11 protein-coding genes and 1 tRNA gene are annotated in these 18,139 nt (G+C 62.6%); 8 read left to right on the forward strand and 4 right to left on the reverse strand.

What is annotated here, in order from left to right; genetic code table 11:
- Positions 1–746: hypothetical protein (locus tag C8D82_RS20635; RefSeq protein ID WP_207776094.1), on the forward strand; the 746-nt coding region annotated here is incomplete at its 5' end.
- 301 nt (positions 747–1,047) lie between these two features.
- Here the strand turns inward: C8D82_RS20635 and C8D82_RS08480 are convergent.
- The 4 genes from C8D82_RS08480 to C8D82_RS08495 all read right to left on the reverse strand — a co-directional run bounded on the left by C8D82_RS08480 (position 1,048) and on the right by C8D82_RS08495 (position 3,469).
- Positions 1,048–1,524 (reverse strand): NINE protein, encoded by a 477-nt coding sequence (locus C8D82_RS08480; RefSeq protein ID WP_116883848.1) that lies wholly within the window; start codon positions 1,522–1,524, stop codon positions 1,048–1,050.
- 60 nt (positions 1,525–1,584) lie between these two features.
- On the reverse strand, positions 1,585–2,139 hold the full coding sequence (locus C8D82_RS08485) for a hypothetical protein (protein WP_116883849.1): 555 nt from the start codon (positions 2,137–2,139) through the stop codon (positions 1,585–1,587).
- Between the two features lie 56 nt (positions 2,140–2,195).
- Positions 2,196–2,269: transfer RNA gene (locus tag C8D82_RS08490), tRNA-Gln, on the reverse strand.
- Between the two features lie 84 nt (positions 2,270–2,353).
- On the reverse strand, positions 2,354–3,469 hold the full coding sequence (locus tag C8D82_RS08495) for a helix-hairpin-helix domain-containing protein (protein ID WP_165832944.1): 1,116 nt from the start codon (positions 3,467–3,469) through the stop codon (positions 2,354–2,356).
- Positions 3,470–3,670: 201 nt separating this feature from the next.
- On the opposite strand from C8D82_RS08495, the gene C8D82_RS08500 reads away from it, so the two are divergent.
- The 7 genes from C8D82_RS08500 to C8D82_RS08530 all read left to right on the forward strand — a co-directional run bounded on the left by C8D82_RS08500 (position 3,671) and on the right by C8D82_RS08530 (position 18,127).
- Positions 3,671–4,558, forward strand: coding sequence for a formyl transferase (locus tag C8D82_RS08500; protein ID WP_116883851.1), 888 nt, complete (start codon positions 3,671–3,673; stop codon positions 4,556–4,558).
- A complete protein-coding gene (locus tag C8D82_RS08505; protein WP_116883852.1) occupies positions 4,555–7,845 on the forward strand; it encodes an intermembrane phospholipid transport YdbH family protein in 3,291 nt (1,096 codons plus the stop codon). The genes C8D82_RS08500 and C8D82_RS08505 overlap by 4 nt, the downstream gene beginning before the upstream one ends.
- The gene (locus C8D82_RS08510) at positions 7,842–9,179 is read left to right on the forward strand and encodes a DUF58 domain-containing protein (RefSeq protein WP_116883853.1); all 1,338 of its coding nucleotides are present in this window, start codon (positions 7,842–7,844) and stop codon (positions 9,177–9,179) included. The genes C8D82_RS08505 and C8D82_RS08510 overlap by 4 nt, the downstream gene beginning before the upstream one ends.
- Positions 9,176–11,302 carry a transglutaminase-like domain-containing protein gene (locus tag C8D82_RS08515; protein ID WP_116883854.1) on the forward strand — a complete coding sequence of 709 codons (2,127 nt, stop codon included), beginning with the start codon at positions 9,176–9,178 and terminating at the stop codon, positions 11,300–11,302. Before C8D82_RS08510 ends, C8D82_RS08515 begins: the two co-directional genes overlap by 4 nt.
- 120 nt (positions 11,303–11,422) lie before the next feature.
- On the forward strand, positions 11,423–12,826 hold the full coding sequence (locus C8D82_RS08520) for a helix-turn-helix domain-containing protein (protein WP_116883855.1): 1,404 nt from the start codon (positions 11,423–11,425) through the stop codon (positions 12,824–12,826).
- Positions 12,827–12,886: 60 nt separating this feature from the next.
- Positions 12,887–13,588, forward strand: a complete 702-nt coding sequence (locus C8D82_RS08525) for an H-X9-DG-CTERM domain-containing protein (protein WP_116883856.1) — start codon at positions 12,887–12,889, stop codon at positions 13,586–13,588.
- Between the two features lie 18 nt (positions 13,589–13,606).
- Entirely contained in the window at positions 13,607–18,127 is a 4,521-nt protein-coding gene (locus C8D82_RS08530) for a LamG-like jellyroll fold domain-containing protein (RefSeq protein ID WP_116883857.1), read from the forward strand.
- Positions 18,128–18,139: the final 12 nt, after the last annotated feature.

Raw genomic sequence — 18,139 nt, forward strand, 5'->3', positions numbered from 1 at the left:
GGAGGACTACTGGCAAAAACGTATGCAAATTATCGGCAACGTCGTTATCGGCGTTGGAAACTACAAGTGTGTTTCACAAAATTTGGGACAATAACAAAGATTTACTTCGGGTTGTGGAAAAAATCAAAGTTAAATATGCGATTCCGCTTAAACAGGATAAAGAAGGCAACTTTTTTGCATCTGCATCTTTGGCTACAGTGGCGGAATTGGAGGAACTGCAAAACCGAATAGCAGTTTCCCAAGCGGAAAATCTGCGTTTGGAACGACAGAAAGATGAGCAGGAAAGCTTTAATAAGAGAGCAGTTGAAGACCTTGCTCGTTTAAGGGAATTAAGTATCTATGATAAACTGAATTCCAGTGAAAAGGCTGAAGTAGAAATGATTTCAGTTCGCTTCAAAGACAATGGTATGGTAACAGATTATCATTTGGATAAAGCAAGTGGGAAACTCGTGCGGAATGGCGGTAAAAATGAACAAAGAATCAATGATAAATTAAAAGCGGATACCCTTGCTGTTTTGGAAAAACTGATCAAAAGCAATGAAAAAATCATCGCCCTGAATACAGAGAAAATGGCTTTGAATGCCGGGAAAAACGGCATTTGCCGCATTCAATTCCATCTGAATCCTGATAATACGGTCGTTCTTTCCGGCAGCGCGACCGGAAATGCTCCATTGGAACGCTTGCAGGATTTCTGTAAAAGGATGTCCTGGTATGAAGAAAGTAAAACCTGGTTCAACTTTAAATAATTTTCCGCTTCCCCTCCTGGACTTTGCCTCCGGCGGCCGAGGCACTTCGTCCCCCCGGTTCCCCCGACCGGCAGGCTGCCGGCGGCGGGTACGGTTTCGAGCTTTTTGCTGCGCAAAAATCTCAAAACCGGGGTACGATCTATCAGTTTATTTGCTCTATCAGCGGTTCTGCCGACCGGGTGCTACCTGGTCAGGGCCGAACGTCGGCCTCGGTAACCGGGCGAAGCGCCTTGCCCGTCGGAAACACTTTGTGCGCGTAGGCGGCATGGCTTCTGTTCTTGAAACTGTGGAACGGCTTTTTCTATTGCATTGAATTTCCGTCAGCATCATGCGTAACCGTCAGAAGCTCCCATATCACCCAAAGGCCAAGCCCTCCCCAAAGCAATATACAGATCTGCAAGGGAAGCATTCCCGACGCTCCACCTACCCACCATATCACCAAACCGAGCACCCAGACAAGTGCCTCACACATACCGGCCGTACTTTTTCCAATATAAAAGTTATGGGCCCCCAATCCACCGAAAAACAGTCCGAATAAAATATAGGCGGCCCGGCTTTTCTTCTGAATCGGCTGCCCCGCATCGTCCAGGAGTTCCCCGCAGTGCTTGCACTTCTTTGCGACAGCCAGAATCTCCTCTCCGCACATCGGGCAGCGGCGGGTCTTTTCCGGCGCGGAAACCGTGAATGCTTTCCCGCATTTGGAGCATTCCACATTCTGCCCGGCGAAATTTTCTTCCACTTCGTAGTGCTGGCCGCAGTGCGGGCATTCCGTTTTCATCGCTTTTTCTCCCTGTTCGGTTGGAAAACTTCTGAATTTCACGTTTAAAATAGCACAGCTTCAAGTTAACGCAAGAATGAAACCGGGAAAAAGCCCCCGAAAGCCTTCCGCTGTTTCCGTCAGATTGTTGACAAGGCGCTTCCGGTAAAACGGAGGCGCTTTTTTATGGCTTTGGATTTGGGGACGATGTACGCGAAGGTCGAACTCGACCGGCGCGATTACCAACAGGGGATGAAGGAGATTCCGCAACAGGCGGAAACCGCCTTCAAACAGGTGGCGTCGCTGGCGGGGAAATGGCTTTCCGCCCAGATACTGGTCGGCGGGCTTAACGATTGGCAAAAAGAATTCAGCGCCTCCCTCAACAAAGGGGTGGAAAATGCTCTGCGTATCGCGGTTGTCGGTGAAACAGCCCGGCAGACAGCGGAGAAAATTCAAGCCGCCGAAGCACTCAAACAGGCTGCGATGAAAAAAAGCATGCTTGTGATGGAGTCCAAACTTACCCGGGACACCATGTTGCAAAAGCAGGAGGCAATCAATGCGCTCAACACCGCAATTGCCGTGGAAAAAGCCAATCTGCGCAAACAGCAGAGCAGCGAAGCCGCCGCACGCCGGCATGGATGGGCGCTGTTGCGAAGCAGAGGCTCGGAAAATTGTTTTTGCGGCAAAAAAAATGGCAGTCCTGTAAGGATTCGAACCTCAACAAAGTGAACCAGAATCACTTGTGCTACCGTTACACCACAGGACTGCGTATCTTCTATTTCGTTGTGCTGTCTAATATAACCGCATTTCGGAACAAAGCAAGCTCGAATTTTAATTTTTTTCAAACTTTTCAGCTGAAAATTGCGTAACGGGCCGCTTTCAGGGCCGCCTTGCCTTTGAGGCCGATGTCGAGCCAGTTCCGCAGCCGCATCGCGCGGCGGCAGGCGAGGATGCGGTCGGCGTAGGCCGGGCCGATTCCCGGAACCCGGAGCAGCTCCTCCCGGTCCGCCGTGTTCAGCCGAACCGGGAAAAATTCCGGATGGCGTTCCGCCCAGCGCTGCTTCGGGTCCGTCGACAGGTCGAGGTTGCCGTCCGCCTCGAATTCCAGTTCGGCGGCGTCGAAATGGTAGCTGCGCATCAGGAAATCCGCCTGGTAGAGCCGGTGCTCCCGGGTCAGCCGCGCGTCGTTGCTGCCGTCGTCCAGCCGGAATTCGGTCGGCTTCGGCGGCTGATAAGCGGAAAAGTAAACCCGGTCGAAGTTCAGTTTCCGGTAGATCGCCCCGGTGTAGCGCACGATATCCCGGTCCGGCTCGTCCGCCGCCCCCACGATGAACTGGGTCGAACACCGCACCGGCCGCCGGGGATCGCCGCAGGCAGCCTGTTCGGCAAGGAATTTCAGCGGCCGTACGATGTCCCGTTCAAAATTCTTGTAGCTGGAAAGCTGCGAAAAGTATCGCGCGCCCGGCGCTTCGATGTTCAGCGAAACCGCGCTGGCGAGGCTCAGCGCCCGCAGGATCGCCGCCTCCGACGCGCCCGGAATCACCTTCAGGTGGATGAATCCCCGGTAGCGGTATTTGCGGCGCAGGATCGCGGCGGTGTCGGTCAGCAGTTCCATCGTGTGATCCGGCGTGCCGACGATCCCGGAGGAGAGGAAAATGCCGACCAGCCACTGTTTGCGCAGATAGTCCATGAAAAGCTTCGCGGTTTCGTCCGGCGTCAGCGCACAGCGGTTCGCGACGCCGTCGTGGCGCAGCGGACAGTAACGGCAGTCGCTCGAACACGCATTGGAAAGCAGCGTCTTGAGCATGATTCCGTAGCCGCCCGCCGCGAGCGGCACCGGGTAGAGCCAGCTGCCGTCGAGCTGACGGCGGCGGCGGTCCTTCGCCGAGGTACCGCAGGCGCAGGCGAGGTCGTATCTGGAATCCTCCGCCAGCAGGGCCAGTTTTTCGGTCGCGTTCAGTTTCATCGTTTTTTCCGGGATGGGGTGAATCATCACCATACAATGAAATCGGTGAATTTCAAGAGGCGGAACGGAAACTTTTCCGGTTCCCTCCCTCCTGCGGAGGGGGGAAAGACGGAAAAAATCAGCCGTCTGACTTGAAGATTCGGAAAATCACGGCATTTTAAACCATTGACATTGTGTTTTTCCGAGAATTGTAAAGGCGATATGCAAATAGAACAGTTTTTTTCTCCCGGCGGCACGGGCGGCAAGGCCCGGATTGCCGTGTTTATGAGCGGCTCCGGCACCAATGCGGAGGCGCTGCTCGAATATGAACGGCGCGGCGAACCCGTTGCCTTTGAAACCGTTTTGATCGTGACCGATGCTCCCGAAACCAGCCGGGCGCGGGTGCTGGCCGGGCGCTGCGGCCTGCCGCTGGCGGAGCTGGATATCCGGGCTTTTTACCGGGAGCGGGGTGAAACGGCGATCGCGCTGACCACCCCCCGGCGGCGCCGGCTTCGGGAGGAGTGGACGGAGGCGCTGCGCGCGCTGGTTGCGCCGTACCGGATTGATTTTGCCGTGCTGGCCGGATTCGTGCCGCTGTGCAACATCACGCGCGACTACCCGTGTCTGAATGTGCATCCCGGCGACCTGACGGTCGAGGAAAACGGCCGGCGGATTCTGGCCGGGCTTCACTTCAAGCCGGTGGAAACCGCGATCCTGAAAGGATTTCCGGCGCTGCGCAGCAGCGTGATCCTGGCCCAGCCGTTCGAGGGAAAGGGGGAGGCCGAGATGGATTCCGGACCGGTGCTCGGCGTTTCCGCCCCGATGGCGGTCGGGCTGGAGGGATGCTCCGTGGAGCAGTTGGCCGCGGTCGCCGCCGCCCGCCGGCAGGCTCCTTACCGCGATCTGCTGCGCGAGGTCGCCGCCGCGAATCTGGAGCGGCTGAAGTTCGCCGGGGACCATGTGGTGCTGCCGCGCGTGGTCGATGAATTCGCGGCGGGGAGGTTCGGCCGGCGGGATGGGCAGCTCTGTTACCGCAAGGCGGATTGCTCGTGGATTCCGGTGCGGACCGTGGAGTATTCCGCCGGGAAAGCGGAGCCGGTGACGGTATGAAAGTGAAACGGAACAGGAAAAGACGGGGGCGGGGCCGCCGGTGGCTCTGGGCGGCGCTGGCGCTGGCCTGCTGTCTGGCGGTGGCGCTGGCGGCGTGGAGCGCGTTCCGGCTGCCGCGCAATGTGGCGGCGCGCCGGATCGGTGAGATTCCGGGGCTGTCGGCCCGGATCGCGGAGGCCGGAGCCGACCGGATCGAGATGACCGCCGTGCGCTACGCGCGCGCGGAGCGCGAGCTGTTCACCGCTTCCAAGGTCGAATTGCGGTTCGGCGGCGAGAAGCAGGCGCGGCGCCTGATGGAAATCCGGGTCGGAGATGCGCTGGTGCGGGATTTCTCCGGGCTCTGGAAGCTGGCGGCAAGCTATAAGGAGAGTGTTTCCGCTTTCACCGGCACGATGTCGGCCTCCGGTTTCTGGGGGACGGACCGCAAGAGCGGGATTCCGTTCAGATTGCGCTGGACTCCCGGCGGGCGCCGGGCGCTGGAGGTGGTTTTCTCGAAGCCGGAGCTGACCGTGACCGGCGAAATGCTGCCGGGAGAGCGGGAGTTGCAGCTTCGTTTCAGCGGAAACCTGAACCGGACACTGCTGAAAGCGGCTGGAGTGGAGCTTCCGGCAGAGCTGGTGCTGCCGGCGCAGTTCACCGTCAGCGGGGCGGTGCAGGTGTCGCCCGAGACATTTGAACTGACGACTCCACTGACCGCATCGGGGCTGTTTCTTTCCCCCGCCGTGATTCAGGGCGGCTTCTGGCAGGTGAATCCGGGCGGGCACTACTCGTTCCGCTGGGAGGGGCCGGGGCGCGCGTGGCGGGTCGGTTTTCCCGAGGCGGAGCTGACCATGCCGTTTGCCGCGCCGCTGGGCGAACTGGCGGTGCAGGGCGGCGAAGGGCCGGAGTGGCGTTTTTCGGTGGATTCGGTGCCGACGGTCGGCGAGGTGGCGGGCCGGTTCCGGCTGGAGGGCCGGTTCGATCCGGCGGGAGGGGACTGGGAGTTCCGGCAGGCGGCCAGTTCCGACCAGGCGGTGAAGTGGCAGCTGTCAGGTGCGCCCGGCACGGTGGGCTGCGTGTGGCGCGCACCGAAGATTTCCGGGCAGGGCAGGGGGATGCGCGGCGAGGTCACGTGGCTGTTCGACTTCGACCGGCTGGACCTGCGTGTGGCCGGAAACCGCCACGATTTTTCGGCGCGGCCGGGCCGGGTGACCGGCAACTGCCGCTTCGACCTGACCCGGCCGGACGCCGCCTCCTTCCGCCTCTCCGGAACGCTGCAGGCGAACAAGCTGGAGTGGAGCGACCCGGCGAGCGCCTGGGGGGCGACCCGGGCCGAAGTCGGATTCGAGCTGTCCCGCCGTCCCGGGGAACAGGAGTGGGAATATAAACTCAATCCGCTGGCCGCGAATGTGAATGTTTACGGCGCGACCCTCCCGAAGCTGAAGCTGGAGAATCCTTCGGCGGAATTTCAGCTGCGGATGCTGCCGGGGGATGAACGGCGCTATCCGGAGGAGATACGCGGCAGCATGACCGTGGACCGGGCGACGCTGGTGGAATCCAGTTTCGGGACCGGGGAGATGGAACGGATCCGGCTCTCCGGCTCCGTGTTCCCGGACGACCGCGGCCGGATCGGCCGCCATGAGCTGTTCGGCAGTATCGAACGCAGTTCGACCCGGCTGGAGCAGTTGGCGCTGGAGGGCGCTTCGATCAGCTTTGAGAGCCGCTTCAATCGCGCGTTGATGGATCCCGGCGCGAATTGCATCGTCGATTTCCGGGGGACCGGCGGAGTGCTGGGCGTGGAGGAAATCCGGTTCGACGGCGGCCGTTTCGAGGGGCGGGCCGCCGGGGAAATGCGGCAGGATGAGCTGCTGCCGCCCGGCTGGACGGTGCAGTGGCGCTTCCCTGCCGGAACATTTGCGGGCAACGGTTTTACCGGTTCGACCGGACTCTTTTCCGGCCGGACGGAACTGGTGTCGGGCGGAGCACAGGCGCTGAATGTGGAATTGCGCGATCTGAAGGCGGCTTCCTCCGTTGCGGTCTCGAACTGGTCGGCACGGATTCCGGTCGCCAAACTGGACCTGGTCCGTTCAGGTGCGGAGCTGGGCGGACTTGCGGTCGCCGGACAGGTGGAATTCGACGCGATCGGCGAAGGCGGCCGGCAGTACGGGTTTTCCGGCGGAGAGCTTTCGCTGCCGCTGCTGTTCCCGGATTGGGAGAAGGCCAGGCCGGGGACGATCCGGGCCGCTTCCATCCGGGTCCCCGGCAATTTCCTGTCGGATGCGCAGGGAACTTTGCGCCTGAAGCCGAATGGCCTTTCCTTTGAAGGGCAGGCCGGCTCGCGTTTCTTCAGCGGGCCGGTGCTCCGGCTCAACGCAATGGCCGGACGGCTGCCGAACGGCGAGTGGAGCATGGACGGCAACCTGGAGCTGCCGGTGACGCAGTTGGCGGAGCCGATCCATTTCGGGGAGTTTTTTCCGGCCGCCTCCGGGGTTCGGCTGACGGGCAAGGTGGGCGGCGAGGGAGATTTCCGGTTTGCCGGGGGCTCCCGCCGCTGGAACCTGACGCTGCGGCCTTCCGGCGCGGAGCTGGCCGGGCCGCAATTCAAACTGTCCGGCATTTCCGGCATGATCCGGGTGCCGGGGGAGGGGGCCGGTTACCGCGATTCGGGTGGCGGGCTGACCTTCGACGGGTTCAGCGCGGCAGGAATCACGCTCGGCAAAGGGATGGTGAACTGGCTCTCTTCCCGCCCCGGCGTGCTGGAAGTTCAGGATGCGTCCGGTTCGCTCTGGGGCGGGCGGGCCAGGCTGGCCGCTCCGCTGGTCTGGACGGCCTCCCGGCCGGGGCCTGAGTTTGCATTGCAGCTGAACGATATTAACCTCGAAACGGCGGCGCGCATCCTCAATCTGCCCGCCGGGGTGATTGCCGGGCGCGGTGACGGAACCGTCACTTTCCGGGGCGGGGCGAAGCCGGAACCGGTGGCGCTGGAACTGATTTCCCGGAGTGTCCGGCACCTGCGGTTCCAGCCGTTGGAGAAGTATGTGGATCAGCGCGGCGGCAATACGGCGCGACGGCGGATGGTGCTGGAAGCGCTGCGGGATTTCAATTGCCGCGAACTGCGGCTGCGCGCGGTCCGTTCCGGCGATATGACCGACCTTGAACTGGCGGTCGCCGGGCGTTCCGAACGGCCGCTGACGCTTCCCGACGATAAGCTGAACCGGCTGGTGGACATCGACACGGATATGGAGCTGATGCTCACCTACCGCATTCCGGTGCCGGAAGCCGGGCGGAGCGACGGGAAAAAGCCATGAAGCTGGAAGAACGGGTACAGTCGAAAATGTCCCGTTTTCTGGACGGGCCGGCCACTTTTCAGATTGCGGCGCTGAAGCGCTCAGGTTCGCGGCGTTACCGTTCGAGCAGCCTGGCGCTGGCGGCGTGGAGTTTTGCGCTGTTCCGTTCGGTGTTGTCTCCGGTGGCGCTGTGGCTGTTGCCGGCGGTGTTTGTGATCGGGGTGTATGCGTCGATTGCGATGGAAGCGCCGATGCGGGTGTGGGTGCTGGTGTTTCTGGCGGTGTTCCTGGTGGAGCTGGCGGTCGGGGCGCTGTTCCGGCCAAGTGTGGAGATCGACCGGCAAATGCCGGAACGGGTGCGGGCCGGGAGTGTTTTTCACATCCGTTACCGGGTGCGGAACCGCCGCCGGCTGCCCGCGTGGGACCTGCGGGCGGACCCATTCCGGTTCACGCCGGAGCTGGTGACGGAGCTGCCCGCCGAATTTCCGGAACTTCCGGGCCGGCAGACCCTGACGGCCCGGGCGACGGTGCGGGCGTTGCGCCGCGGCCGGTGTCTGATCTACGGGCCGCGGGTGGAATCGGGCTTTCCGTTCGGGCTGATCCGGTGGAGTTCGGGCTGTCGCCGGGATCGGAACATGCTGACGGTCTATCCGGCATTCACTTCGCTCAGGCGTTTCGACCTGCCGTTCGGGGCGCGCTGCCAGTCCAGCGGCATGGTCAGCTACTCCAAGATCGGCGAATCCACCGAATTGATCGGCGTGCGGGACTACCGGGACGGGGACGACGTGCGCCGCATCGACTGGCCCGGCAGCGCCCGGACCGGCAATTTCGTAGTCAAGGAGTTCGAGGAGGATGAGCTGCGCCGGGTTGCGCTGATTACGGATACCTTCATCCCGGCTCCCGCTTTCTGGTCGCTGCGGACCACGCCCAAAGGCTATCCGCAGCTGGAAGCGGCGCTGGCCCTGACCGCCGCGTTGGCGGAGTATCTGTCGCGCGGTGAGGCCGTGGTCGAAATTTTCGCGGTCGGTCCGGCGGTCTACCACTTTGAAACCGGGCGCAGTTCGGGCAGCTTCGAATCGGTCTGCGATATCCTGAGCGGAATAGAACCGAGCCGGGAACCGGCGCTGAGCCGGCTGGAACCGGAAGTGTTCCGCGACCTCTCCGCGACCGGCGGGGCGGTTGTGGTGCTCCTGGGAGTGGATGAGCCGCGGCGCAGTTTCGTGGAGCGCCTGCACGAGGCCGGGGTGTCCGTCCGGGTACTCGTGCTGTCGGAACGGGCGGTTCCCGATCTGCCGCCGGGCTGGCTGGCGCTTTCGCCCGCCGCGGTGCTGGCCGGAGAGGTGACCGAATTATGAGTTTTCCTGTACAGGACGGGCGTTCCGTGGTATGCCGCGCGGCGGTGGTATTGCTGCCTGCCGCCCTCTATTTTTCAGTGGTGGCCGACCTGCCGCACGTGCTGCTGCTGACCGTCGCCGCGTTCGGCGTCGCGATTGCGGGAAGGGGCGGGTGGCCGATTTCGGACCGGACGGTGATCTACTCGGTCGTGGCGGCGCTGATCATGACCGCGTTCGGCAATTATCTGGTGCCGATGAAGCCGGAGCGGTTCGGATTCATGGCATTTTTCATGCGCCCGGCGCTGCTGGTGCCGTTCTTTCTGTACATGGCGGCGCTGGCCTCCGGATTCCGGCGCAAGGAGCTGGCGGTCGGATTTGCCGCCGGTTCCGCGCTGTTCGCTTTCGGCGTCGGCGGCGATGTGCGGATCGACCATCTGGCGACCGAACGGTGGCCCGGGATCGATTTCGACCTGCCCGGTTTTTGCTGGTTCTACGGGGTGACGGCGGGGATTTCGGTGCTGGGGGCGGTTTTCGGCAGTCGCTCGATGGAACGGGCGCCGTGGAGCAGGCGTTCGATCTTGCTGGTGCTGCCGGCACTGGTTCTGGCTGGAGGGTTGACCTACGGCGGTTTCCGGGCCTACCGGGCGCATGAGACTGTGCTGCGCAGTTGGGAGAATGCACTGCTGCGGCTTGGAGTGCGCCAGCTCTACCGGGGGGCGGAAAGGCGCCGGATGCAGCTGGGCGGTTCGCCGCGGTTGAATACGCCGTTCCCGCCGTATCTGCGTGCGATGGGCAACCAGGTGGCGCTGCGTGCGGTGGGGGAGGCGCCGCCGGGATACCTGCGTTGCCGCGCCTTTTCCAGTTACAAGTCGGGCGGCTGGGATACCGCCGGCGAGAGCCGCCGCGATATGGTGGAAAGCGAGATGGTGGGCGAGGGCATCGCCGCCGCCCAGCTCTACAAGCTCTCCCGGTTGGAACGGGCCGCGAAGCAGTGGCTTTTCATCCCCGGCGAAAAGCTGTCCGGCAGTGATATCTGTTACCCGGGCGGAGCGGTTTCGTTCGAGCTGATGGCGGATCAGGTTTCGATCACGCCGGAGGGGAGGATCGAGCCGGAGAATATGGTGCGCGATGCCGGTTACACATTCTATGCGGACTCCGACGCCCCGGAAACCAGTTATCCGCTGCCGGAGACGCCGGGGCCGGAGTTCACCGCGATCCCGGAGCGGCTGAAGCCGACGCTGCGCAATCTTTCCTTGCAGCTCGGGCTGCAGAAATTGCCGGACGACCGGAGCCGGTTTGACCGGGCGGTTGATTTCTTCAACGACAACTTCCAATATTCGCTCGACTGGCGCGGCACGGAGCACGGCGAGGAGCCGCTGCGGGTTTTTCTGCTGGAGGAGCGGCGCGGGCATTGCGAATTGTTTGCTTCGGCACTGGCGATGCTGCTGCGCGACTGCGGCATTCCGACCCGGTATGTGAGCGGCGTGGTCTGTTTTGAACGTCATCCGTCGGGGCGTTATTACATCGCCCGCTTCCGCAACGCCCACGCGTGGGTGGAGGCTTACGACCGGGAGCGGAAACAGTGGGTGATGCTCGATGCGACTCCCGCTTCGGTCACGGCCGCTCCCGCGCCCGCCGAGGGGTGGCGTGACAGGTTCGACAGTGAAATCGACTACTGGAAGCTGCTGTGGCAGCAGCTGTTGAGCGACCTGCGGCGGGGCAGGGTGGCGGCGGCGATCATCGGATTCGCGGTGATGGTCTGGCAGGTGGCGGCGGCATTGGTGCTGCATCCGGTGATCGGACCGCTGCTCGGCCTGGCCGCGATCTGGCTGCTGGTGCGCTGGTGGAGCCGGCGGCCGCAGCCGGTCCGGCAGCTTTCCCCCGAACGCCGCAAGGTCCAGCGGCAGTTTTTCGCGCTGTGCCGGAAACTGCGGCGCGAACATATCCTGACGGGGGCCTCCGAACCGACCGCCGCCGAATTGATGGCGCTGCTGAGGGAACATCCCGCGCTGCCGCCGGAGCGCCGCCGGGAACTGCTCGACTGGCTGTCCGGCTACCTGCGGCTGCGTTATGGCGTGGCGAATCAGGTGGGGCAGTGTGAGGAAATTCCTGCTGTTGAAAAAAAACTGATTAAAACTGATTAGAAAGTTTGCTTCCCGTATATTCCATAATTTTTCGCTGTTTTTGTAGAACTGCTCTTGACTTTTTAATCATTTTGATTCATAATTATAATCAGTTGGAATCAGCGGAAGGTGGATCATTTCATGAGCAGATCGCGAAAAATCGATAATTTCATCCGGGAGCTGGAGAGATTGATCCGGGAAGGGGTTTCCGGATTCACCTCCGATCTGCCCTGCCAGCGGGAGATGGCGCAGCGGTTCGGGATTTCGCAGAGTGCCGTCCATATCGGCATGGCGGAGCTGGAACGGCGCGGCCTGATCCGTGTCGAACCGTACCGCGGCGCGGTTGTGGTGTACCGCAAAGAGGAGGGAGCCGCCGGAAATGCCGGGACGGAAATCAGCCTTGCGATCTGCGAGGAGCTTACCTACCAGCGGGAATTCTGGCAGGAATCGGTGCGCCGTTTCATCGAACTGCACGGCGGCGTGGGCGTGAAGGTCCGTTTTTTCCCGCCGGATACCAGAGTGGAGAATGTCGTCACCGGCAAAGAGAACTGCATCGTGGTCCGGCCGGAAAATTACCGGAACGTCCAGCGCCCGCTGGTGCCGCTGAATGCGCTGCTGTCCGAAAAGATGCTCGCGGAAGTCCGGCGCAATTTTCTGAAAGGGATTCCGGAACCGGATTGGAACGTCGCGCTTCCCTATCAGTTTCAGGTGCCGTCGGTGATCTGCAACGCCGCCGCCGGCCCGATCCCGCAGGAAAATGATGTGATGCGTTGGCTGGACTGGGCCGGAACACTGGGGAAACATTCGCTTTCGGTACCCGACCTGAACTTCCTGCGCGACAGCTGCGGCCTGAACCGGATTGCGGTATTCTATGAAAGAAAGGGGCGGATTTCACCGGAATTCCGGCGCTTCTTTGACGTGTTGGAGAAAATGGCATCCATGCAGCTGATCAATCTGGCCTGCCGGCTGCCGGAGGACTGGCTGCCGCAGTTGCGGCAGGAGATGGTCAGGTGCATCTGGGCGTTCTCGTACAACTGGGGCAGGAAAGCGCCGGAATCCGGCATGAGGCTGGAGGTCGCGCCGCTGCCGCTGGCCGGAAACACCTGCATCAACTTCTTTGTGGCCAATGTGATCATGGTCGGGGCGAAGGATGTCTCCGAGGCGGAAAAGGCGTTTTTCCGCTATCTGGTCTCTCCTGAATTCCAGCAGCGGATGCTGCATGGTGGCGCCGGGCTTTCTCCCTATCAGGACAGGCTCGCGGAGTACCGCCCGGAGCCGGACGGCCTCGATCTGTCGCGGATGATCCGGTGGGCCGGCGAGGTGCGTTTCGACGATTCGTTCAACCGGAATTTCAACCGGCTCTGGTTCGAGCTGCTGAAAAAGCTCCGTTCGCCGGTGATCGTGCCGCTGCTGCTCGGACGGATTTCCGCCGCCGAGGCGGAAGCGTATGTCGCCGGGCAGAAACTGCTCGCCGAAAACCAGATGGAGACGGCACTGGCCGACGGCCTCTACCGTTTCGACGAAGAAGCGCAGTTTTTGCACTGACCTCGGTGCGCCGAAGATTTTTTACGCCATGCAAATCACAATAGGGAAAGGGACTGGACGATGGAGAATACATGTGCGCCGGTACGCCGGAATTTTACGCTGATCGAGCTTCTGGTTGTGGTAGCGATCATTGCGATACTGGCGGCGATCCTGCTTCCGGCGCTGAACAAGGCGCGGGACCGGGCGAAGAGCGCCAATTGCATTTCCCACCTGAAGCAGTCCGGGCAGGCGCACGTCGCCTATGCCGGCGACAACCGCGATCTTTTTCTGGCATCGCGGCTGGGGCCGAACAAACCGGACATCGAGGAGCTGCAGCCGTGGTTTTATGTGCTGGGAGAAAAAGCCGGCTATCTGCCCGCGGCGGAGTTCAGGAAGTTCAGCATCTGGAACTGCCCGACGGTAATGCGCAACGAGATCGGCAACAACCGCACCTATGGTGTGCCGCAGATTTACGATGCGGCGCGCGCTCCGTTCGGGGCGAAGATGGCGAGCGGATTTTACATGCGAAGCGGCAAGCGGATGACTTCGGAGGACGTGATGGTGGCGGATTCGCTGGCGCGGGACCCGGCTTTCCCGATGATCCGCAAGGAGATGTACTATCTGGAGCAGCGCACCGGCACCGAGGCGTCGAAAGACAATTCCGGGGCGATCGGCCTGCGTCACAACGGCCGGGCGAATATGGCGTTCGGCGACGGACACGTCGGTTCCGTGGGGCGGCAGTGGATCGCCGACCGGAAGCTGTATTATTACGCCGCGATGTAACCATAAGGAGCTGAAACCATGTCGATGATCGGAATATGGAAATGGGGCGCCGTGGGCGGGGCGCTGTTGCTGGCCGCGGCGGGAGTCGCCGCCGGGCCGTTGCCGCTGATTGCGAATTACACGTTTGACGGCGGTGCGGCGGATTCTTCCGGAAATAAGCTGGACGGTAAAGTGACCGGAAATGTGAAGATCGTTTCCGGCGGCAAATCGGGCGGGGCGCTGGAGGTCGGCTCCGGCGGCGGCGTGGAGGTGCGCCATGCGCTGTTTGACCGGATGACCGCGAACTTCACCGTGAGTCTGTGGGTGAAGCCGGAGGGCTTCGCCGATAACCGCTGGGAGGATGGCGTGCTGTTCGCGAAAGGCGGCAACGCCGGAGTGCAGCTGTCGATGATGCGGTCCGGGGCTTTGTTTCTGCACGGCAGCTGGGGCGGCGGCTGGTATCACAGCCCGTGGAGCGGGGCGGGCAGGATTGCTCCCGGCAAATGGAACCATGTGGCGCTGACATTTGAAAAGGGGGGGACGAGCCGGCTTTACGTGAACGGAGAATGTGTCGGAAAATTCGCGACGCCTTTCGCAATCTGGCCGGTCGGCGATCCGCTGAAAGTCGGCTTCGGGCGCTGGAAAGGGCTGCTGGACGAGGTTGCGTTTTATGCCGTGACACTGGATGAAAAGCAGGTTCGGGAACTGGCGGCGGGCCGCAGGCCCGCGACCCGTCCCGCGGTTTTGGCGGATATGCCGGAAAATGATTATCCGGTACGGATGACGCTGGCGGTGTTCGGGCATCCGATGGGATTGCGCGCGCACGATGCGACCTGGTTCAAGGCGGCGGAACGGCGCGGCGGGCCGGATGCTGTGGACTGGCCGGAGTTCACGCTCGAAATTCCGACGCGGAAACGGCGGCTGGAACTGTTCAGGCAGTCGGGGCGGCAGGATTTGGAATTGCCGCTTTTCAGGGATTGGCGCAACGAGCCGGTGTTTCCGCACGAGCTTGATGCGCGGATCGAACCGGGCGGTCACTGGCTGCGTCCGATCGCATGGCGCTGGGGACAATATTATGTGTACACTTCCGACCGGACCGCGCGGACCGGCAGCGGCGATTACGAGTTGTGGGTGTTTCCGGTGCGAATCGCCGGAGAAGGCAGGGGGGCGGTCCGTTCCGTGGAGTTGTCCTGCGGCGGCAGGGTGATCTACCGCCGCAGGGAAAAGCTCGATTCGCTGACGCTGCTGCTGGCGGCGAACCGGCCCGGCGAGTCTTACCGCATCCGGGTGAACAACGGTGCGGCGGGAGAGTTTGAAGTCGGGCTGCGCCCGGTCGATCCGGACCGCCCCGTGAATGAGCCGTCGGCAGTCGACCTGAAGCTGGCCGGGGCGATCGAGGTCACGAACCGGCGGGAGGCCGGCTTCCCGAACCGGGAGGAGTGGGAACGGGATGTGGCGGCGATGGCCGGTGCCGAATCAGCGCTGCCGCGCGCCGCGCTGCCGCCGGGAAAGCCTTTCCTGCGCCGCCTGGGGCAGGGGGCATACCGTTCGCCGGTGCGGATCGATCTGTACACGGTTCACCACGGCATGAGCGGCGGCATGTGGTTCGACGGCGGGCACCTGACCGGTTTCAAGGGAACGCTCGCGGAGTATGCCGCCCATCTGGCCGATCTCGGCTTCGACCGCGACTATGAAAATATCGCGAACTGGTACAAGACCACTCCGCTGGATACCCGCTACGACGAGTGGCTGGTCGAACTGGCGAAGCAAGGTCTTGAGGGCGGGGTGAATCCGCGCACTGAATCGCTTTCTCACGCGAATCTGCCGCTGTTCCTGAGGACGCTGCCGGAGTTTTATTCGACCGGGGTGCGCGACGCGCAGCTGGTGGCGGGACGGTTCCGGCGTTATCCGAACTTCCGGGGCATGATGGCGATGGGGGACAATGCCGGGTATTACAGCTTCTGGGACTGGGCGCCGCCGATCCCGAACCGGCCGTGGGCGCGGGCGATGACGACCCTCCACGATGAAACCGCGCCTGTGGTGCCGGTCGGCCCGCAGGTCGGCGTCGGGAAGCGTTTCGAGCGGCGCGGGACGCAGGCGGAATTTGTGGAGTACCTCCGGAGATACGACGCTGCTTTCAACTCGCTTTCCCTGATCGCCGACGCAATGAAGCGGGCGAATCCTCGCATCGAATTCAATACCACCACCTTCGGCAGCGCCCCCGGTGTGCTCGCACACGGCGGCTATGCGATCGGTACGATTCCGGGCCGCGCGATTTTCAGCGGCCTCGACCGGGCGATGGCCTACGACTGGAATGAGTCGATGTCCTCGAAGCCGCTGCACAATGTCGCGCTGCTGGACCGGCTGCGCAGCGACTTCCCCGAAAAAGAGTTGTGGAGCTGCGTCGACGACTTCGGCCTCTTTTTCCGGCGCGAGCCGCGCCAGCGGGCCTATGCACTGGTATTGAGCCGCGGCGTGAGGGCGATCGGCACGAACTTTCTCGCCCACACCACCGGCGATGCGAAATACACCGAAAAGGGCTGGTCCGCGACCTTCAAGAAACCGGAAAACCGCGAGGAGGTGATCGCGGGGCAGAAAGAGCTGTTCGCATGGATTCACAAATTCGGGGGCGCCTATGCCCAGATGCGGGCGGCCGCCCCGGTCGGCATCCTGTACGTGCAGGAGCAGGCGCAATCCCGCCGCTGCGACGCGGCGGACCCGAAAGGACCGCACGAAGGCAAGACCTTCGAGGCGTTGTTCCTGTGCCATGCCGCCGGCTGGCCCGCCCGGATCGTAACCCCGGCGGAACTGAAGCGGGGCCTGCCGCCGGAGATGAAGGCGCTGTTGCTGGTCGGGTTGAACGAGATCGATTCCACCTGGCGCTGGCATGACGGGCTGGAGCCGGCGCTGAAGGAGTTCGCGGCGCGTGGCGGACGGATTCTGCTGGACGACGAATCGGCGTCGCCGGTGGATGCGGTCCGTACCGGAATGTCGCTGGCCGCTTACATCCTGCAGAGCAATCAGGATCTGACGCCGCTGCTGCTGGAGCGCAATCGCGGCAATATTGAACTGTTGCGCCGCGCGATGCAGGGAATCGAAGCGCCGGTCGCCTCCAGTGCCGATCCCACCGTCTGGACCGTGGTTTCACGCGCCGGGGACGTCGATTACGTGACCGTGGTGAACCAGAAACCGGTTCCGGCGGACGAGTCGCCGGTCTTTGAACGGATCGATCGGTCGATCGACTTCAATTTCGGCTGGGGCAATCCGCTTTCGGTGGGCAAGGGCAAGTTCGATGAAAAGGCGAACCGGTGGCCGGACGACAATTACGATATCGAATGGCGCGGCTTCATCACTCCGGAAAAATCCGGCGAATACACCTTCAGCTTCCGCCTCAGCCATCAGGATGCCGCGACGTTGTCGATCGATGGCCGTGAGGTGATCGGCCGGGGCGTGCGTGAAGGGAAAATTTCATTGCAGGCGAACCGGCGTTATGCGTTGGCGGCGACTTTCCACGAGGAAGTCCGGGAAGCGAACGTGACCTTGCATTGGAAATCCGGTTCCGGGCAGTCGGCGTCGGTGCCGCCGCGCGCTTTTTCCGTCGATGCGGCGGGAAAGCAGCCGGGGCTGAAAGGGCGTTACGTGCCGAATACGGCTTACCTCTATAAAAATGCGTCGAAATTCGTCGCGCCGCAGACCGGCACTCTGGTATGGAATACGGACCGCCCGGTTTACGACCTGCGTTCCGGCGAACGGCTTGCCGGGCGGGGAGAGGCATCGTGCGACCTGATGGAGGACGGATTCCGGCTCTACGCGCTGCCGCCCGCTGAAATCGGAGCGGTCGCGTGTCCGGTCACGCGCGGCGGGGACGGGTTCTACTATGCGGAGCCGCAGGTTACGCAACCGTCGGCGATGAAGGGAGTTCCGGTGGAGCTGACCCTGTCGCGCGGCGATGACCGGATCACCGTCTATTCCGGCACCGGATTGCGGACCGCGCTGCCGGTCGCCGTCGGCGACGAGCCGGGCGAATACCGTCTGGAAGTGCGCGAATTGATCGGTGGGCGGACTGCGTCGGAAACCTTTACCGTGGAGGCGGCCGCCGCCGAACCGTCCCGGATGGCGGAACTGGCCGGATTAGGGCGCATCGCGGAGCCGGAACGGCAGGCGTTGCTGAAGTTTTTCGCCGACCGCCCGGAGCAGCCGCTGGTGATCGCGCTGACTGAAGCGCAGCGGAGAGACGAGCGGTTCCGCACAGCCGCCGCGAAGCTCGCGGAGCTGGCGCGGAAACAGGGGCGCGGGGAGGTTTCGGTCGGGAGCGCGGCGCCGGGCGGCGTGGTGCGTTCGCTGCAGCCGGTGCGTTCGATCCAGCCGTATCCGCGCTGGGAAAGCGTGAATGCGGATCTGGTGCTGCTGGGCAATCCGCGCGGCAATCTGCTGATCTTCGACCAGCAGCGCGGCGGGATGATTCCGGCGGAAGCCGCCGTGGAACCGGGCAAGGTCAAACTGGTGCATACGTTCTCGCCGTTCGCGGCGGGATTTGAAGCGGCGAACCTGATTCTGTGAAAGGGGGCGGAA

The organism is Victivallis vadensis, from assembly GCF_003096415.1.
GTDB classification, from domain to species: Bacteria; Verrucomicrobiota; Lentisphaeria; order Victivallales; family Victivallaceae; genus Victivallis; species Victivallis vadensis.

What these genes read in the sequence shown, in the direction of transcription:
- C8D82_RS08495 (WP_165832944.1), bottom strand. Translation starts at nt 3,469, where the DNA reads ATGAAACTGAACGCGACCGAAAAACTGGCCCTGCTGGCGGAGGATTCC.
- C8D82_RS08530 (WP_116883857.1), top strand. Translation starts at nt 13,607, where the DNA reads ATGTCGATGATCGGAATATGGAAATGGGGCGCCGTGGGCGGGGCGCTG.
- C8D82_RS08525 (WP_116883856.1), top strand. Translation starts at nt 12,887, where the DNA reads ATGGAGAATACATGTGCGCCGGTACGCCGGAATTTTACGCTGATCGAG.
- C8D82_RS08505 (WP_116883852.1), top strand. Translation starts at nt 4,555, where the DNA reads ATGAAAGTGAAACGGAACAGGAAAAGACGGGGGCGGGGCCGCCGGTGG.
- C8D82_RS08485 (WP_116883849.1), bottom strand. Translation starts at nt 2,139, where the DNA reads ATGCCGGCGTGCGGCGGCTTCGCTGCTCTGCTGTTTGCGCAGATTGGC.
- C8D82_RS08480 (WP_116883848.1), bottom strand. Translation starts at nt 1,524, where the DNA reads ATGAAAACGGAATGCCCGCACTGCGGCCAGCACTACGAAGTGGAAGAA.
- C8D82_RS08510 (WP_116883853.1), top strand. Translation starts at nt 7,842, where the DNA reads ATGAAGCTGGAAGAACGGGTACAGTCGAAAATGTCCCGTTTTCTGGAC.
- C8D82_RS08500 (WP_116883851.1), top strand. Translation starts at nt 3,671, where the DNA reads ATGCAAATAGAACAGTTTTTTTCTCCCGGCGGCACGGGCGGCAAGGCC.
- C8D82_RS08520 (WP_116883855.1), top strand. Translation starts at nt 11,423, where the DNA reads ATGAGCAGATCGCGAAAAATCGATAATTTCATCCGGGAGCTGGAGAGA.
- C8D82_RS08515 (WP_116883854.1), top strand. Translation starts at nt 9,176, where the DNA reads ATGAGTTTTCCTGTACAGGACGGGCGTTCCGTGGTATGCCGCGCGGCG.